We start from the raw sequence: 17,735 nt of genomic DNA, 5'->3' as shown, positions 1-17,735 counted from the left end.
GTGCTTGGCTGGGCACGCGAAAACAAAAAGACGCCCCTCGTCCGAATTGGGACGAGGAGCGTCAGCTCGCGGTGCCACCCAACTTGACCGAGCCGCGCGATAGCGGCTCGATCCTCTTGGTTCCGCGGTAACGGGCGGGGCCGGTAAGCTTAGGATACAGCCCTTCGCGCGGGCTGCTCTTGACGAGAACGCCTCCGAGTTGGAATCTCTTCATCGGCATGATCCGAATTTGGAATTGTTCGATTATTCTATCTCCTTCGAAAAGCGGTGTCAAGAGCGCAATTGGCGAAGGAAGCCTCTAAGGCGGTTACAGCGGGCGATCGCGGCGGTCAGCAAGAAAGAATGGTTATAGCCGGCTGTTCCAACAACATTTCGCTGCTTGCCCTGTATAATCGATCTGCAAGGATGAATTTCCCGGCTGTAAAAGGAGGCAAGGCCATGTCCATCAAGCTGAGGCCGTTACGGCTTCCGGACGATTATGCGCCATTGGCGAAGCCGCTGAACACGCATGGGTCGGAACCGGCCACGGCGGAGCGGCTGCAAGAGGATGATACGAAGCTGTATGAGTTCGGACACACATATATGGATGAGAACGGCCGGCTTGCGGGATACGACCGCACCCGTTATGCGGCGGTGAACGAAAGGGACGAGATCGTCGGCTACGTATGGTCGTGGCGGGCGCCCTGGACGGAGCCGGGCTGCCTGAACCATACGCTTGTCGTGGCGGAGCCGTACCGCAAGCGCGGGGTCGGTCGGCTTCTGGCGCGGCACCTGGCGGAATGGGGATCCGGACTCGGCGCCGATACCGCGGTCGTGGAAATTTGGGACGACCAGCCGGAAGCGCTTCGTTTCGCCGGGCGATTTGGGCTGGCGATTGAACGGCACGCTTTTCAGTCGGTGCTGGATTTGACGAGACCGAGCGCGGAACCTGCCGGTACGGAAGATCTCCTGCAAGAGCTGGAACGGGACGGCATTCGGTTCTCGACGCTGGCGGATGTACCCGGCGAGGACAGCGAGAACAAGCTGTATGAACTGTACAAGCTGACTTTGGTCGATATTCCGGGCTTTACCGGTCAAGTTCCGCCCGTCGACGAATGGCGGAAATGGCATCTGCAGGCGGACGGATGGGCTCCCGAACGGGTCCTGCTCGCTGTTCATGACAGCCGGTTCGTCGGCGTCTCCAACGTGCTGCACCATTAGCAGACGAACGGAATGTACCACGAATTTACCGGCGTAAGCCCCGCCTACCGGGGCCGCCGGATCGCGACGGCCCTCAAGCTGTTGGCCATTCGAATGGCCAAGCGGCATGGCGCGGATTATCTCCGCACGGACAACGATTCCGCGAACGAGCCGATTCTGCGCCTCAATCGTTCCCTGGGCTACAAGCCGCTGCGCGGAACCTACCGAATGTCCGGAAACCTGCGGGAAATTGAGCGTTGTCTTCGGTCGGCCGAGAAGAACTGAAGCTCCGGCCGGTCCGGTACAGCGACACTTTTGCTCGGTCCGTGCGTTGATGCTACTGGTCGGTGACGTTGCGGCGTTGCTTCTGCTCAGTGCCGGTGCGGTGATACTACTGGTCGGTGACGATGCGGTGACGCTTCTGCTCAGTGCCGGTGCGGTGAAGCCTCTGTTCGACGCGGATACGGTGTTGCTCCTGCCCGGCGCCCCGGACCTTTCGTCCGCCCCAGAGCGCTAACGAAACTCAGAATCGCTATTTGGCGATAGAGAGGCTGCTGAAAATTCTAACGAAACGAGATGATCTTATTCGAGACCAAACCGACGCTTCAGACGGGAAAAACGGCGAATAAGGTCACGTAGATTCGTTAGCGGAAAAAAAACGCTCAAAACGGGCAAATAGCGTCGGCTGGTTTCGTTACGGCTCCTCTAGAGATACGTTACGCCTCCTCTAGACTCGCTACGGTTCCTCTAGGGCTCCTCTAGATTCATTATAGCTCCTCTGGATTAGAGCGGCTCCTCCATAGATTCGTTACGACTCGAAACGGGCGGGAGGCGATTCCTCCTCCAGAATCGTATCCGTCGTCACATAAGCGACGCCGGCCTCGATAAAAGGCAGCGCCTCGCCGCGGGAATTGACGGTCCAGATGGAGACGTCGACGCCCGCAGCCGTCAGCTCCCGGACGTCTTCCGGCGTCAGACGCCGGTAGTCATAGTCCAGAAACGCCGGCTGGAGTTCTTCCATCAACGCCAGGTCGGCCTCCCGCGACGGCTCGGCGCTCAAAAAGCCGAGCGGAACGCGCCGGTCGAGCGCCCGCACCTTCTTCAGATCGTCGGCGTTGAAGGCGATGAAGCTGCATTGCCCCAGCATGCCGCGCTCTCCGACCAGCCGAACGAGCTCCTCGAGATCGGCGTCGCGATGATACTCCTCGATCTCGATAAAGGCGTGCATACCATGAGCGCGGCAAATCTCCAGCACTTCCTCCAGCGTCGGAATCCGCAGGCCGGGATATTCTTCGATACGGTACCCCGACACGATGTTCAGCCGGCGGATATCCTCGAAAGCGAAGTCTTTGACTTTTCCCGTGCCGTCCGTCATGCGGTCGACGGTCCGGTCATGGTGAACGACCCAGCGGCCGTCCGTCGTGCAGTACGTGTCGCATTCGATCCCCCAGAAGCCCGTGCGCCCCGCCAGCTCGAAGGAAGCCGTCGTATTCTCGGGCGCCTGCATGCTGAAGCCCCGGTGGGCGATAAACTTCGTTGCTTTCATGTCGAAAACCTCCCGGTCCGCGCGTCAGCCTTTGACCGATCCGAGCAGAACGCCTTTGTTGAAGTGTTTTTGCAGAAAAGGATATACGATCAGCAGCGGCATGGCCGTAATGATGATCGCCGCCATCTTGGCCGCGGGCGTGTAGTGGTATTCGACGCTTGACGCGTTCGAGATGGAAGGATCGTCCTCGATCAGCATCTGCCTCAGAAATACTTGCAGCGGCATCAAGCGGTTATCGTTCAAGTAGAGAATCGCCGAGAAGTACGTGTTCCAATTATAAACCAGATAAAATAAAGTGAACGTGGCGACCGCGGGCAGCGACAACGGCAGAATGATGGTCGTCAGCAGACGCCACTCTCCGCTGCCGTCCATCCGGGCCGATTCCTCCAGCTCGATCGGGATGGTGCGAAAAAAGCCTCTCATCACGACCAGGTTGAACGCGGTAATCGCCGAGCTGAGCCAGAGCGACCAGAAAGTGTCGATCAGCCCGAGCGCGTTGACGACCAGATAGGTCGGGATCATGCCGCCGGAGAACAGCATCGTGAAGACGACCAGAAAATTGATTGTTCCTCTTCCTTTGAGCCACGGCTTGGACAGGCCGTAAGCCATTAACGTCGTGAATGCCATGTTGATTACGGTCCCGACTACGCTGATGACGACCGCGTTGCGGAAGGCGCTCCGAAAGCCGGGATGCGCCATCAGATACAAATAGCCGTCCAGCGTAAACTTTTTCGGGATGAGATAAAAGCCACGCGTCAAATATTCTTTCTCCGTGGAGAACGAAATGGAGAGCACGTAGAAAAGCGGCAGAAGCGCCGCTATGGCAGCGAGGATCAGGAGGACGACGACCGCGAGGCCGAACGCCCGGTCCGTGCCGGTCGCGCGCTTCATCAGAAGACCCCCTCCTGCCCCAGCCTCTTGGCCAGCTTGTTGACGGTCAGCACCATCACGAGTCCGATGACCGACTTGAACAAGCCGACCGCGGTCGAATAGCTGTAATCTCCCTGGTTCAGGCCGATCTTGTAAATGAACGTCTCGAACACCTCGGAAACGTTCTGGTTCATCGGGTTTTGCAGCAGGAAGATGTGCTCGAAGCCGAGATCCATGATGTGGCCCATCCGCAGAATGAACAGGATGACGATCGCACCGCTTAAAGCGGGCAGCGTAATGTGCCGCAGTTGGCGCAGACGGCTAGCGCCGTCCATCTCGGCCGCTTCGTACAGCGCCGGATCGACGGCGGACAAGGCGGCCAGAAAAATAATGGCGCCCCAGCCCGAGCCCTGCCAGATGTTCTGAAGCAGCCACACCCAGCGGAAGTAATGCGGGTCCGTCATCAGCTCGATGCGGTCGTACCCCCAGCTCTCCAGCAAGTTGTTGATCGCTCCCGAGCCGGTGGCGAACAGCTGGAGGGTAATCCCGACAATGACGACCCAGGAGATGAAGTTGGGAGCGTACAAAATCGTTTGTACGGCTCCCTTGAACCACTTCACTCTTGCTTCGTTCAGCAGCAGGGCAACGAGAATCGGCGCCGGGAAGAAGATCAGCGCGTCCAGCAGGTTCAGCACCAGCGTGTTGCGAAGCAGCAGCCAGAAATCTCCTTCGGAGAACAGGCGGCGGAATTGGTCCCATCCGATCCACTCGCTGCCGCCGATCCCCTTGAACGGGCTGTAATCCATGAACGCGATCGAGACGCCGAACATCGGGATATACTTGAAAACGATGAAGTACAATAGACCCGGCAAAATCATCAAGTAAACCGGAAGCGCCCTGCGCCAATAACCGTGCGTCATCATACCGTCGACCTACTTGCCGGCTTGGTAAGCGGCATTGACTTCCTCGATGATTTTGTCGCCTCCGTTTTGCTTCCACTCCGCAATCGCGTCGTTGATGCTGGAGACAGGCTTCTTGCCGGAGATGATCTGGAGCACGGTTTGCAGGAATTTCTCGTCCAGCTCAGCTCCCTTATCCGTATAGGTCTGAGAAGCGCTGAGATAGCCGTCCGAGGCGTTCTTCCAAGGATACTTCTGGGCGTTCACGATCGATTGCTCCATGCCTTTCGCCCATTCGGGAGCGCTCCACTTATAAATGTTGAACGTATTCGTGTTGCCGCGCAGCACCCAGTTCCACAGAAGGCTCTGGCGCCCTTCTCCCTCCGCCTTGAGCGCATCCGTCATCTGGTAGGAGCCGTCGGCCGCCTTCTCGTACTGAACGCCTTCGATCCCGTTCTTGATGATGTCCTCTCCTTCCGGAGACACCCACCAATCGAACATTTTCAGAATCCGGTCGCGCTTCTCGTCATCCATGTCCTTGCTCAAGACGACCTTCGTCATGCCGCTTGTCGGCGTCCTCGTTCCTCTCTCGCCGTTCGCGCCGGCGGGAGGCGACAGCTCGACGAACTTGCCGCCGGGAGCGACCGCCTGCAGCTGAGCGTTCGTCGTCTGGCTGAACTGATAATGCATGTCGAGAGCGAAGCCGACCTTGCCCTGGGCGTACTTTTCGTTGAAGTTCGCATTCGTGATAAAATCCTTGTCCAGCACGCCTTCCTTGTAAGCCTTATTCATGAAAGTGAGGAACGAGGTCCATTCGGCCGCTTGCGTCTCTACCGGAACAAGCTTGCCGTTCTCTTCCTTCCAGCCGTTGGCGAGGCCGAACGCCGCGATTAGCTGCGGATCGCCCAACTGCAGCGAATTCCCGAGCGCCGAGAAGCCGAACGTGTCCTGCTTGCCGTCCCCGTCCGGGTCTTGCGTCGTGAAGGCTTTCGCGATTTCGTAAAATTTATCGATCGTAAATTCATCCGGGGAGGGCATCGGAATGCCAAGCTTGTCCATCCAGTCGGAACGGACGTAGGTGTTGTTTTGCGGCGTTTCGTAGATGGGAATGGCGTAGGTTTTGCCTTCCGGGTTCAGCAGCGCCCAGGATTCCGGCGTGGCGACGTTCTTCAACGTCGGGTAATCGGACAAATAAGGCTGAAGATCGAGGAAGACGCCCTGGCCCACCCACTTCTGGAACATCGTCGGATCGAGACGAATGACATCGGGCATTTTGCCTGACGCGGATACGACGTTCATTTTCTCCACGAAGTTGGCGTTCGGCACCCACTGGATTTGCAGATCGACGTTGAACTTCTTGTCGATATACTGAATGATCGGATGATTGTTGTCCGGCCAGCCACCGCCCGTCCACGATGCCGCCATGATCTCGATCTTGATCTTGTCCGACATGTCGTCGGCCTTGCTTCCAGCCGGCGCAGCGGAACTCGCTTCGCCCGCATTGCTGCCAGTCGGCGCAGCGGAACTCGCCTCGCCTGCATGGCTCCCGTTGTTGCCGTTGCTGCCGCAGCCCGCCATTGTCAATACGGCCAAGCTGAGCGCAATCGCTCCTGCAACCGCCTTCTTCACGGTTGTCGACCTCCCCGATTCGATTATCGTCATTCGGCTGACAGTGCCATTATATCGTCCCGGGCCGAGCCGTTTTTTCCGCATCTTACGATCTTTTTATCCGAATTTACGGACTGTCGTTTGTCTTTTTCGGGAATCGCAGGGAGACGGCGCTGCCGATGCCCGGGAGGGATCGAATGGTTACGCCGTACGGCGCCCCGTAGTTCAGCGTCATTCTGGCATGGACGTTGAGAATGCCGACCGACTCCTCCTCGGCGAACCGTCCGGCCTGCCCGTCCGCCAATCGCAGCCGCTCGTTCATCTCGTGCAGCGTATCTTCGGCGAACCCGTCGCCGTTGTCGGCCACTTCGACGATCAGATCGCCGTTCTCCTCGAACGCGCGGATCCGGATCGCGACGCTGCCGTTCTTCGGCTCGACCGCATACTTGACGCTGTTCTCCACAAGCGGCTGAATCGAGAGCTTGATGATACGGCAGTCCATGTACCTGTCGTCCACCTCGATCTCGCTCTTGAATTTGGGCGCAAAGCGGATGTGAACGATCTCCAGGTAGCTTCGGAGATTGCGCAGCTCGTCCCGCAGCGGAACTTCCATTCCGGGCATCTTGGACGTGTACCGGTAGACGCCGGCCAGATTGGCCGCCATCTTCTCGATGGCGGGAACTCTCTCGATGAACGCGATGCTTTTGATGATTTCCAGCGTGTTGTAAAGCAAGTGGGGGTTGATCTGATTCTGCAGCGCCTGAATGACCGCTTCCTTCTGCCTCAGCTGCAGCTGCATTTCCTTCATCTCGAGGTCATGAACCGTATGAATCAGCTCGTTCAGCCTCGCGGTCATCCGGTTGAAGCTGCCGTTCAGCTGCTGGATCTCGTCTCTTCCGGGAATGACCTCCGCGCTTACGGCGACGTCCCCCGTCTCGACCAGCTTCATCAGATTGCGCAGGCGCAGGATCGGGCGGACGAGCCGGCCGACGAGCCGCGGGATGAAGAAAGACGACAGAACGATCATGCCGGCCATGATGAGCCAGGTGGAGTTGCGGGCGACGTGAAGTCCGGTCGCCATCTCGTTCATGGGCACGTAGGCCACGACGTTCCAGCCCGTCGCGCCCGAATGATTGCCGGTCAAGAGAATCGTCTTGCCGTTCCGCTTCATCGTATCGTCGCCCTCGGTCAGCCGAATGCCTCTGAGCGAGGTGTTGTCCACGTACTGGCCGGCCAGCTCGAGGTCGGGATGATAAATGATCCTTCGATCGGAATCGACGATGAAAAAATAGCCCGTTTGCCCCAAACGCGCTTGTCCGAGAATATTGGCCACCTCGGAGATCGACAAGGCGATATCCAGATTGCCGACCATCTTCACCGTGTCCGGGTCGAAAACGGGAATGATTAACGTGATGAAAGGATAAGTCGTCGCCGTCGTGCTTCCGCGGTCGAAGTAGGACGGGACGACCCGGAGACGGTCGGACAGAGGAGCGGTCACCCACGGCGCCGTCTTGCTTCCGGCCAGATTGTTGTCCTGGGAGAAGGCGAGCCGGTTGTCCAAGGATCGCAGGACGATGCCGAGAATGTTCGAGTCGTTGATGGCGATGTACCGCGTCAGAATGCCTTCGACCAGCGAGAGCTGCGCCTGCGTAAACCGGCTGCCGGATTTGAGCCAGTTCTGCAGCATCCCGCTCTCCGGGTTGTCGCCGAGAAGCGGGTTGGTCGGCAGCGGCCCGGCAATCGAAGCGTACGTCGACTGCGCGATCTGATTGAAGTAGCGGTCGAGCTGGTGATTGATTCTGGAGGTCGAATCCTGGGCGATCAGGTAAAAATCCTTTTTAGCCGAAGCGGTATAATAGGCCGACGTAAAAGCGGCCATCAGGACGATCGAGACAAAGCTGACGGAGAGAACCAGCGCCAGGATTTTGGTTTTGATGGAGAAACGGTAAAGCCAGTTCATGAACCCATCCTCTTCCTGTACTCGAGAGGCGAGAGACCTACCGTCGACTTGAATACCCTGGAAAAATAAGGCGTCGTCGAAAAACCGGCCATTTCCGTGATATCGGATACGGAATAAGCGGTAGAGCGGAGCAGCTTCTTCGCCTCGTCGACCTTCAAGCCGTTCACGTAGTTAACGAAAGAGCTTCCGGTATGCTTTTTGAACAGCGTACTGAAGTGGGAGACGCTGAAGTTGGTCCGTTCGGCCATCTCGGACAACGTCAGTTCCTCCTTGAAGTGGTCTTTGATATACCGGCACGACTGTTCGATCGCATCCGGGACGGCCGATTGGGCCAGCGTCGCGCCCGCGAGGTACCACTTCTCCAGCAGGTCCGAGTAGTAGCGCAGGATGGCCGGGTCGTCGTCGGAGTTGTACAGGGCGGGCTTCTGATAAACGATGCCGCTATCGTCCAGCAGCATGCCGAGCTTGTTGTCGAAGATTCGCAGCAGGTGAGCGCGCGCGCTGCGGCTCGTATGCTTCATTCGGAGCACCGACTGCAGAAGATCGGCTTGCTTCAGCAGCGCCTGCTTGGGCGGCAGCGCCTGCCGATTGTCGAGCAGCGTCTGGAATTTCAGAACGTATTCGTGGAGATCCTTCAGCGATTCGAGCTTGGATTTGGAACGGTTCAAGGCTTCCGCCAGGACGTCGAATTCGACCGGCTTCAGCAGATACTCGGAAACCCCGTAGGTGATGGCCTTCTGGGCGTATTGAAAGTTGTCGTAGCCGCTGATGATGATGGACACGAGAGACGTGCCCTGCTCGGCCAGCCGCTTGACCAGCGACAAGCCGTCCAGCCGCGGCATCATGATGTCGGTGATCAGCAGCATGGGCCACGATTCGTGAATCATGCTCCATGCCTCTTCCCCGTTGCCGCAGGCGCCGACGACCTCGAATTCGTCCCCGACCGCCCCGACCATGTCGACGATGCCCCGCAATACCCAGGGCTCGTTCTCGGCGACCAATACGGAATACATCAGATTTCACGGCCTCCCCGCCTTGAAGCTTTGTCGGATATCGCTTTCGACGCTTGTAGCTTACCACCGGGGGACAAGCATCGTCTAGCGGCAACCATGGGGCGGCGGACAATTTTAACGCCTGCATGACAAATGCAAAAAAACGGAAGCGGAAACCCGCCCCCGTGAACTCCCTATTTTCTCCAATCAATCGATAAGCCTGTGCTTATACCACTTCTGTCCGTAAAAGCGCCGGAGGAAGAGCAGCCCGCGAACGCCCCATTCGGTGTTCATGGCCGCCCAGACGCCGACGATGCCGAAGTCGAGCACGATCCCCAGAATGTAGCCGAGCACGATCCGGAACAGCCACATCGACAGCATGGAGACGACGGACGTATACTTTGAATCCCCTGCCGCCCTTAAGGCCGAAGGCGTCAGAAAGCTGATCGCCCAGAGCGGAATTTGCGCGAGAGCGTTGATCAGCGTGATCAGGAAAATATCGTCCACGATCTCGGCAGGAGGGTGGAACAAGCTGACCAGCGGGTGGAACAGCGACAACAGCAAGATCGCCATTACCGCCAGAAACAGCGAGGACATCATCAGGAAAGATTTGGTGAACTTGCGGGCGTCGGCGATGTTTTGCCGGCCCATGCACTGCCCGACGACCGTAACCGTCGTCAACGCGAGCGCGTTGGCCGGAATTTGGGTCACGCCGGCGAACGAGGAGCAGATGGCGTTCGTCGCGATCGCGTACGTGCCCATGCTGACGATGAACACCTGGGTCAGCATTTTCCCACCGTTGAAGAACATCTGCTCCGCCGCGAACGGAATGCCGATGAACAGGATCTTGCGCAGCATCGCCAGGTTCACATGAACCATATCCCGGATTCGCAGACGCAGGTTGGGGTCTTTCTTGACCATGTAGTAGATCGCGTAAGCGGCGGCCGAATACCGGGCCACGTTGATCGCGATCGACATGCCGAGCACGCCCATGTGCAGCAGGTTGATCATCACGAAGTTCAGCACGACATAAGTCAGGTTCATGATCAGGGAGAGCATCAGAGACGTCCGGGTGCGGCCGATTCCCCGGAGCGCCCCGCACACCGCTTCGACGATCGCGATTCCGAAGAACGAGATGCCGCTCCCGATCATATACGTATGCGCGTTGGAAGCGACGTCCGGTTCGGCTTGCCCGAACAGGATGTGCAGAAGCGGCTTGGCGAACAGCGTCATGATCAGGCCGATGGCCACCGCCAGCAGCGAGACCGTCGAGACGGCGCTGGCCGCCGAGCGCGACACCATCTCGTTGTTGCCGTTGCCCTTGTATTGGGCGACGACGACCGTTCCCCCCGTCGAGACGGCGACGAATACGCTGATCATAAAGAAGTTCAGCGAATCCACCATGTTCACGGCGCTGACCGCCGCCACGCCCGACGAGCTGATCATCGCGGTATTGACCAGACCGAGGCTTACGATGAACGCCTGATCGATCAGAATCGGAATGAAGAGTGCAATAATCTGCCGGTAATCGATCGATTCGCCGGTGAGATGCTTTTCCAGATAGGCCTGTACCCGGATGCCTATGCCTCGCCCAGTCACGTCATCACATTCTCTTCTTGTCAAATTTAAAAAACTCTTCTATCAGAAGAGCTTTGCCCGCGGTTTGCTATAAATGGAAAAATGCGGCCGGACAGCCTGGCTTCCGGAAGAAAAAAGCCGCCGGATTCAAGTCCCGTCCGTTACTCCGCTTGATCGTATCACCGCCCCCCGGGTCTGTCAACGGCACTGAAGCCCCTTCCTGCGCGCCAAATCCCGCCATTTGATTGGGAAACCCCCGATTTGCTCGCTCCTCTTCCGGTTTCGCCTTACCGCTTGCCCGGCACGGCTTTTCGCGTTTTCGCGCAAATGGCGAGCGGCGCTCTTCTGCTGGGACGCCGAACGTACGAGGGGTTCGCCGAAGCCTGGCCTTCCCGAACCGACGAGGACGGCTTCGCGGACCGGATGAACGGCCTTCCGAAGTTCGTCGTGTCCCTGGTCGACGAGCTTAGATTGAGGATTCATCCGGTCGTTCCGGAATGCGGAAAGCGCCTGTTCGAAGACGTCGATCGGATGGCGCTGAAGCTTGCGGAGACCCGAACGCTGAACGCGGGCGTCGTTATTCCGCTTGTCGGCAAGCGATCTAACCTTCGATAGGCCGGCCCGGGAGGCCGGCCTATCATCGGTTTGGATTAATCGTCCAGGAGGACGACCGTCAGGCTCTCCAGCCGAACGTCTCCCTGCCCGCCGGTCAAGCGGACGACGTTGTCCGTCCCCGGCTGCAAGCGTACCGTGACGCTGGCCCGGCCGGAGAAGTCGGACGCGCCCCCGCCGGACGGAAAATTGAGCAGCGATTCGTCGGCGCCGTTGACGGTCAGCCTCAGCTTGCCCAGCCGCTCATCCGTCGCGTAGCGAATGTATAGCGCCGCTCGGCCTCCCCGTCCTCCGTCGATCCGTTCGAACTGAGCGTAAGCTCCGGCTTCGGCCAGCCCGCCGGCGGAGCTGCCGGATACGGGCGCATACGTGACCGCGTCCGCTGCGGGGACCGGCGCGCTTCCCGTCGACCGGACTCCTTCCTTGGTCTGCACGACCGTACGGATGCTGCCGTCGTCCTCGAAATGCAGCTCGTCGACGCACATGCTCCGAAGGTTGCCTTGGCCGGATATGTCCTGGTTGTGATAAAACAAGTACCACCGGCCCTTGAACTCCGCGACCGAACCGTGGGTAGTCGAACAGCCGGTCGGCTCGAGGAAGATCCCTTTGTAGTCCCACGGACCGAGCGGATGGCGGCTGACGGCGTACCTCATGCGGTTGTTGTTGTCCAAGTTATCCGCGTAGGTCAAGTAGTACAGGCCGTTCCGCTTGAAGATCCACGCCGCTTCGTGAAAGTCCTCCAGCCCTTCCATCGGCCTCATCCCGCCCCGGATGGACATCATGTCGTCGCCCAGCTCGCCGCCTTCGCACTTGCCGCCTCCGCCGTAGTACATATAGGCGCGTCCGTCCTCGTCCACGAACACGCACGGATCGATCATCGCGAATCCGCCAAGCCCCTCGATAAAACCCTTGTCGACGAATCCGGTCGCCGGATGACGGCTGGTCGCCACCCCGATTTTCCACGAATCGTTCCAGTTCGATCCGCTCGGGTGCGGATAGTAGAAATAATACGTCCCGTTCTTGTACGCGCAATCCGGCGCCCACATGAAGCCGCCCTCCGGGCGACCCCAGCTTACGTCGTCCGAACGAAGAATCTCCCCTTCGTCCACCCAGTTCGCCATATCCTCCGAGGAGTAGACGTGATAGCGGTCCATCAGATCGCAGCCTCGGGCCGGATCCATGTCGCGGGAAGCGTAAATATAAACTTTGCCGTCCTCCCAGACGTGGGCCGACGGATCCGCCGCGAACAGCGTCGTCACGATGGGATTGCTGGAAGCCGACTTGATAAAGTCCGCGGGAATGCCTGAATTTCTCATCTGTAGGGGCCTCCTGCCGGTAAGAAAGAATAGGGAGCGAATCGCCCCGATTCCAGCATATCCGACCGGCCCGCCAGCCGCCATGAGGCGATCTTAAACATTGCAGGGAATCCATTGCGCGATCCGCGAGCTTACCCGGATTCGGGCAGGGCGAAAGGGCGTTGAGCCGCCGCTAGGCTTCCAAACCGACCTGACCCAATAGATGATTCAGGCAAGCTTTCGTCTTTCTGCCCGCGACCAGGCGGCCGTCCGCGACGTAGCCTTCCTCGCGTCCGTCCAGCTCGCGGATCAGCCGGCCGCGCCATCCGGAGACGCGTTCCGCCTGGCTTGGATCGCGAGCCAGATTGACCGATTCCGTCGGATCGGCGGCCAGATCGAAAAATTGCTCTTCGCCCGTCTGCGAATACCAGATGTACTTCTCCCGTCCGTCCGTCACGTAATGGTTGGAGCGCGCCCCGTAGGTGTGCTCGCCGTGAACGTACGCCCGCCATTCCGGCCGCTCCCCTCTGCAGAGAGCCAGCAAGCTCGCTCCTTCCGCCGTCTCCGGAATCGGCGCGCCCGCGGCGTCGAGCAGCGTCGGCATGATATCCCGCAGCTCGATCGTATGGCCGACGCGGCTTCCCGCCGCGAGGCCGAGCTTTCCGCCCGGGTCGCACACCAGAAACGGCACTTTCGCGCTTCCTTCGTAAGGAAGCGACTTGCGAAAGGCATGATGGTCTCCCATCATCTCGCCGTGATCCGACGTGAACACGATGAGCGTGTCCCGCAGAACGCCGTATTCCTGCAGCGCGTTGATCAGCCGCCCGATCTGATCGTCCAGGTGCGTGATCAATGCGTAGTAGGCGGCCCGCGCCCGGTCGAGCCTGCGCTTGGGCAGACGGCCGAACGACGTCGTCGGGTCGCTCGCTCCCGCCAGTGCGGCCTCTTCGTCCACCCAGTCGCCGACCGGCGGCTCCGGCATGTCGAGATCCTTGTACATGTCGAAGTAAGCCTGCGGCGGATCCAGAGGAGAATGGGGCCGGACGAAGGACGACCAGAGGAAAAACGGCTTGCCCGGGTCCCGGCGGCGCAGGAAGTCGATCGACTCCGTCACGCACCAGTTCGTCGGATGAAGAGCCTCCGGCAGATGCCAGGGCCGCCCGACCGTCGACGCGTTGCAGTCGAGTCCCAGGTCCGTGATGTCAAGCGTTGCGCCGGCCGTGCGCCGAAGCCACGTCAAGTAATCGTCTGCCTGATCGAAATGCTCCCGGTAAGCGTTCTCATCTTTAAAGCGATTATGATGCAGGTAGCCGTCGTGAAGCACCACGTTATGAAATCCGCACAGGTTGCGCGCCGGGTAAACGTGCATTTTGCCGACGCATTGCGTATGGTAGCCGGCCTTCGCCAATTCCCCTGCGATCGTATGCTCGTAGGTCCAGGGTACTTTGTCGCGGTAGCCTACCCTTCCGTGCGAGCGCTGGCTCATCCCGGTCATAATGGCCGCCCGGGCCGGGATGCAGCTCGGAGTGGCCGAGTAGGCGCTCGTAAAGGCGACTCCCTTGGCCGCGAGCGCATCCAAGTTCGGCGTCTCGACGATAGGATGTCCCATCGCGCTCAGGCAATCGTAGCGCATCTGATCCACCGTGATCAGCAGCAAGTTCGGTCGGTTCATGGAGAGGTCATGCTCCCTTCCGCCAAAAGTTTGCGCACGAACGGAACGTCCGCCGGCGCCCATTCGTACTGATCCAGCTCCCGCTTCGCTGCCCATCGATACTCGTCATGGTCGCTCAGCCGGACTTCCCCGCCTGCGAACGCCGCCCGGTATGCGATCAGCCGGATTCGGAACGTTCCGTAGTCATGCTCGTTGACGCCGAACCATTCCGTCGGCTCGATCTCGATGGCCATCTCCTCCGCCAATTCCCGCCGCAGACAGTCCGCGGCGGACTCGCCGGCCTCCAGCTTGCCGCCGGGAAATTCCCACAGCCTCGCTTGCGGCTTGCCGGGTCCGCGTCGGGCAATCAGAATTTTCCCTTGATCGTTCTCGATTATCGCCGCGGCGACTTCAATCATGCCGTATCCTTCTTTCTAAGAGCGTGTAACATGATGTGCGTTCGGTTTGCCGGATTACATAATTTTACTATAGTTAGGCCCCCTCCTCCAGAGCTTGCATAAGAACAAATTCGGAACGACGAGGGAGGAATCTCATGGTTCGCGATGAAATGTATATATAGTTTAAGTCCTGAACGGAGCTGCCGCACGGCGGGAGGCGGCCGCACTCCGCTCGTCTAATCGCAAAGAATCGATCATATTGTGAATGGGAGGGATTGCAGTGAAAATCACGAATATGACGACCTATCTTTTACCCTGGGGCAGTCTGTTTATCAAGCTGGAGACGGATGAGGGAATCAGCGGCTGGGGAGAATGTTCGCCAATGGGCGGACACGTGCTTCAAGCGATGGCAGCGCATACATTGAAGCCGCTCGCGATCGGCGGGAATCCGTTCGACGTTGAGGTGCTGTGGCAGAAAATGCTTCTCTCGCCTTATAAACTCGGTCCGTCCGGCGCACAATCGGAAGCGATCTCGGGCGTCGATCTTGCGATGTGGGACATTATCGGCAAAGCGACGAACAAACCGGTTCATCAGCTGCAAGGGGGGTGTTTCCGGGATCGGGTCCCTATTTATTACAGCTACGGATGGGACGGCAAAGCGACGGTCGATGACGTTGTCCGCATCATGAGCTCGCAAGTTGATCAGGGGTTCACCGTCCTTAAATTGCGCATGAATTACGGGCCTTTAAGAGGAGAAATCGCCAATGATCCGGCTATTCCGATGATGAAAGCGATTCGAGCCGCCGTAGGCGATGAGGTAAAGATCGGTTTTGACGCGAACAACGGGTATACGGCGCATAAAGCCATCCAGGTCGGGCGATATCTGGAGGAGCACGTCGGTCTTGCCTGGTTCGAGGAGCCGACGCCTCAATACGATTATCTTGCTATGGCGCAGGTTGCCGATGCGCTGGATACGCCGGTCAGTGCCGGGGAACATGAATATACGCTTTGGCAATTCCGGGATTTGCTTTTGCATGGCCGTCCGGATATCCTGCAGCCGGATCTCGTAAAATGCGGCGGCTTCACGGAAGCGAAGAAAATCGCGGCATTGTGCGAGGCGTGGAGCAAGCCGATCGTCGTTCACAACACCCAGCCGACCCTTGGAACGGCCGCGAGCCTGCATTTTTGCGCTTCGGTCTCCGGCGCCATGTACCATCAGGAGTTTACCGGACATAGAGCCGAGCTGTCGGCGTTATTTCACAATCAATTGGAGTTTAAAGACGGCTATTTGTACGTGCCGCAAGGTCCGGGGCTGGGTCTTGAGGTAAACGAGGAAAAAGTGAAGGAAACGGCGGTTTCCGTCATCTAAAATAAATGACTCGGGAGGAGATTCGATGGATCCATCCTGTCTGAAGTACGCTCTGACGGAAGAAGAGCGCGCGGCATTCAATGAAACGGGCTATCTGATCGTCGAGAACGCTTTGTCGCAGGAGCAGGTTGCGGCGTTGACCGAGGAGACCGACCGGATTTACGAACGCAAGGTCCAGGAAGGACACGATTCGAAAACGGCCCTGTTTCATCCGAACTTTATTCCCGATCACGACATATTCCTCAATCTGGTCGACTATGAAAAAGTATTGCCGAAAGTTTGGGGCATTCTCGGCTGGAACATTTATTTGTACCATGCCCACATGATCGTAACGCCTCCGTCCCTGCAGCCTAAAAGCGATAAAACATTCGGCTGGCATCAGGACAGCGGGCGGGTGAACGTAGAAATGGAAACGCATCCGCGCCCGCGCTTGTCCCTTAAAGTCGCTTATTTCTTGTCGGACTTATCCGTACCGGACCGCGGCAACTTCTGGATCGTTCCCGGCAGCCACTTGAATGACAGCCTCCCAATGCCCGCAGACCGCCAAGGCCAGCCTGAAGGAGCGACTCCGGTCTGCGTCAAACCCGGCACGGCGGTCTTTTTTGACAGGCGTCTTTGGCACACCGCCTCTCCGAACTGGTCCGACATTACGCGCAAGGTGCTGTTCTACGGCTACGGATACCGCTGGATCCGCACGAAGGACGATATGACCGTGCAATCGTTATGGAACCGGTGCGATCCGATCCGCAAGCAAATGCTTGGAGCCGGCGTGAACTGCAACGGCTATTACTCTCCGACGGACGCCGATGTGCCTTTGCGTGTCTGGCTGAACGAACATCAGAAGTAATCGGCCGTATAAATTAGCATATCGGGAAAAATCGGTCCATTACGTATTTCCTAAGTTTTAATTGAAAGAAAGACGAGGGGCCCCGGGCGACGTCCCGAGGCTCTTTTTCTTTACAACCGGCAACTTAAAGCTTGACCCGATATCCATAGGAATAAGAGGCTCGGTATCCCAACTTCACATAGAGCCGGGTAGCCGGCGGGTTGTCCTGCAGCACCGCCAGGCAGCTGCGGGAAGCGCCGCGCTCTCCGCCCCACTTCAGGATGTGGCGGAGCAACTGCTCTCCCCAGCCGCGATTGCGATGTTCGGGATGGGCAACGATGTCGAACAGTCCGACGTAGGTTCCATCCGCAACTCCGATGCCGCAAGCGACGGCGTTATCCTGGTCATAGAGCGTAAAGAACCCCGTCGGAAGCAGCGGCCGTTCGAACAGCCTCATCGTCGTATTCCCGCTGCCGGCGGACATGCCGTTCATCGCCGTCAGCCGCTCGACCCATTCTTCCGACACGGTGCCGTCGATGCGAATCACGCCATCCGACGAAGGCTCCGGAACGACGGACAAGCCGCCCAGTTCCATGACGAGCGAAGGCTCGACGTACCGGTACCCTCTCGCTTCCAGCATCCCGTCCAACCCGGAAGGAACGAACGGCGTCATCTTGAAAATAACGGGCTGGCCCGCCTGACGATAGATGCTCTCGCACCTCTCGATTTTGGCTACCATATCTTGCTCGCCCTCGTCATGGAGAGCGCTGATCGAGTTCGAACGCTTCGTGTACCCGTCGGCGAACCGCAGCAGCCAGCCGTCCAGTTCGACCGTGCGCAGCGCGGGCCAGGCGCTCAGGGAGAACTCTTCTAGGCTTCGTTTTGCGAACCCTTCTTCGCCGTTACTATACCTTCGAATATCCATGCCGGACGCCTCCCCGTGTCGGTCATT

16 protein-coding genes are annotated in these 17,735 nt (G+C 58.6%); 5 read left to right on the top strand and 11 right to left on the bottom strand.

The window, feature by feature from the left end; translation table 11 throughout:
* The first annotated feature begins 438 nt into the window (after positions 1-438).
* Together H7C18_RS07265 and H7C18_RS07260 are read left to right on the top strand one after the other, a co-directional pair.
* Complete coding sequence (locus H7C18_RS07265) at positions 439-1,200, top strand: GNAT family N-acetyltransferase (protein WP_185128357.1); 762 nt, start codon at positions 439-441, stop codon at positions 1,198-1,200.
* Positions 1,201-1,212: 12 nt separating this feature from the next.
* Positions 1,213-1,464: a GNAT family N-acetyltransferase gene (locus H7C18_RS07260; RefSeq protein WP_185128356.1), complete on the top strand. Its 252-nt coding sequence runs from the start codon at positions 1,213-1,215 to the stop codon at positions 1,462-1,464.
* Positions 1,465-1,987: 523 nt separating this feature from the next.
* Here H7C18_RS07260 and H7C18_RS07255 read toward each other — a convergent pair.
* From H7C18_RS07255 to H7C18_RS07225, 7 genes are all read right to left on the bottom strand, one after another.
* Positions 1,988-2,725 (bottom strand): glycerophosphodiester phosphodiesterase family protein, encoded by a 738-nt coding sequence (locus tag H7C18_RS07255; RefSeq protein WP_185128355.1) that lies wholly within the window; start codon positions 2,723-2,725, stop codon positions 1,988-1,990.
* A 24-nt stretch (positions 2,726-2,749) separates the two neighbouring features.
* Positions 2,750-3,616: a carbohydrate ABC transporter permease gene (locus H7C18_RS07250; protein WP_185128354.1), complete on the bottom strand. Its 867-nt coding sequence runs from the start codon at positions 3,614-3,616 to the stop codon at positions 2,750-2,752.
* Entirely contained in the window at positions 3,616-4,515 is a 900-nt protein-coding gene (locus H7C18_RS07245; RefSeq protein WP_185128379.1) for an ABC transporter permease, read from the bottom strand. The genes H7C18_RS07250 and H7C18_RS07245 overlap by 1 nt, the downstream gene beginning before the upstream one ends.
* Positions 4,516-4,527: 12 nt before the next feature.
* Entirely contained in the window at positions 4,528-6,123 is a 1,596-nt protein-coding gene (locus tag H7C18_RS07240; RefSeq protein ID WP_185128353.1) for a type 2 periplasmic-binding domain-containing protein, read from the bottom strand.
* A 106-nt stretch (positions 6,124-6,229) separates the two neighbouring features.
* Positions 6,230-8,062, bottom strand: coding sequence for a sensor histidine kinase (locus H7C18_RS07235; RefSeq protein WP_185128352.1), 1,833 nt, complete (start codon positions 8,060-8,062; stop codon positions 6,230-6,232).
* Positions 8,059-9,075, bottom strand: coding sequence for a response regulator (locus tag H7C18_RS07230; RefSeq protein WP_185128351.1), 1,017 nt, complete (start codon positions 9,073-9,075; stop codon positions 8,059-8,061). Before H7C18_RS07230 ends, H7C18_RS07235 begins: the two co-directional genes overlap by 4 nt.
* A 186-nt stretch (positions 9,076-9,261) precedes the next feature.
* Positions 9,262-10,653 carry an MATE family efflux transporter gene (locus tag H7C18_RS07225; RefSeq protein WP_337913075.1) on the bottom strand — a complete coding sequence of 464 codons (1,392 nt, stop codon included), beginning with the start codon at positions 10,651-10,653 and terminating at the stop codon, positions 9,262-9,264.
* Between the two features lie 273 nt (positions 10,654-10,926).
* Between H7C18_RS07225 and H7C18_RS07220 the strand changes: the two genes are divergently transcribed.
* A complete protein-coding gene (locus H7C18_RS07220; protein WP_238357540.1) occupies positions 10,927-11,247 on the top strand; it encodes a dihydrofolate reductase family protein in 321 nt (106 codons plus the stop codon).
* Positions 11,248-11,282: 35 nt separating this feature from the next.
* Here H7C18_RS07220 and H7C18_RS07215 read toward each other — a convergent pair whose 3' ends face one another.
* The 3 genes from H7C18_RS07215 to H7C18_RS07205 form a co-directional block, all read right to left on the bottom strand.
* Positions 11,283-12,560 (bottom strand): family 43 glycosylhydrolase, encoded by a 1,278-nt coding sequence (locus H7C18_RS07215; protein ID WP_185128349.1) that lies wholly within the window; start codon positions 12,558-12,560, stop codon positions 11,283-11,285.
* Positions 12,561-12,732: 172 nt separating this feature from the next.
* Complete coding sequence (locus tag H7C18_RS07210; protein ID WP_185128348.1) at positions 12,733-14,211, bottom strand: arylsulfatase; 1,479 nt, start codon at positions 14,209-14,211, stop codon at positions 12,733-12,735.
* The gene (locus tag H7C18_RS07205; protein ID WP_185128347.1) at positions 14,208-14,609 is read right to left on the bottom strand and encodes a (deoxy)nucleoside triphosphate pyrophosphohydrolase; all 402 of its coding nucleotides are present in this window, start codon (positions 14,607-14,609) and stop codon (positions 14,208-14,210) included. Before H7C18_RS07205 ends, H7C18_RS07210 begins: the two co-directional genes overlap by 4 nt.
* A 259-nt stretch (positions 14,610-14,868) precedes the next feature.
* Here H7C18_RS07205 and H7C18_RS07200 point away from each other — a divergent pair, with 259 nt between their 5' ends.
* Both H7C18_RS07200 and H7C18_RS07195 read left to right on the top strand, forming a co-directional pair.
* Entirely contained in the window at positions 14,869-15,957 is a 1,089-nt protein-coding gene (locus H7C18_RS07200; protein ID WP_185128346.1) for an enolase C-terminal domain-like protein, read from the top strand.
* 25 nt (positions 15,958-15,982) lie between these two features.
* Entirely contained in the window at positions 15,983-16,804 is an 822-nt protein-coding gene (locus H7C18_RS07195) for a phytanoyl-CoA dioxygenase family protein (protein ID WP_185128345.1), read from the top strand.
* Positions 16,805-16,928: 124 nt separating this feature from the next.
* On the opposite strand, the gene H7C18_RS07190 is transcribed toward H7C18_RS07195, so the two are convergent.
* Entirely contained in the window at positions 16,929-17,708 is a 780-nt protein-coding gene (locus tag H7C18_RS07190; RefSeq protein ID WP_185128344.1) for a GNAT family N-acetyltransferase, read from the bottom strand.
* Positions 17,709-17,735: the final 27 nt, after the last annotated feature.

Origin of the sequence: Cohnella zeiphila (assembly GCF_014212055.1) — a bacterium.
GTDB lineage: Bacteria > Bacillota > Bacilli > Paenibacillales > Paenibacillaceae > Cohnella > Cohnella zeiphila.
Note: the sequence above shows the minus strand (reverse complement) of the source record. Positions and strands in the feature narration are given on the sequence as shown.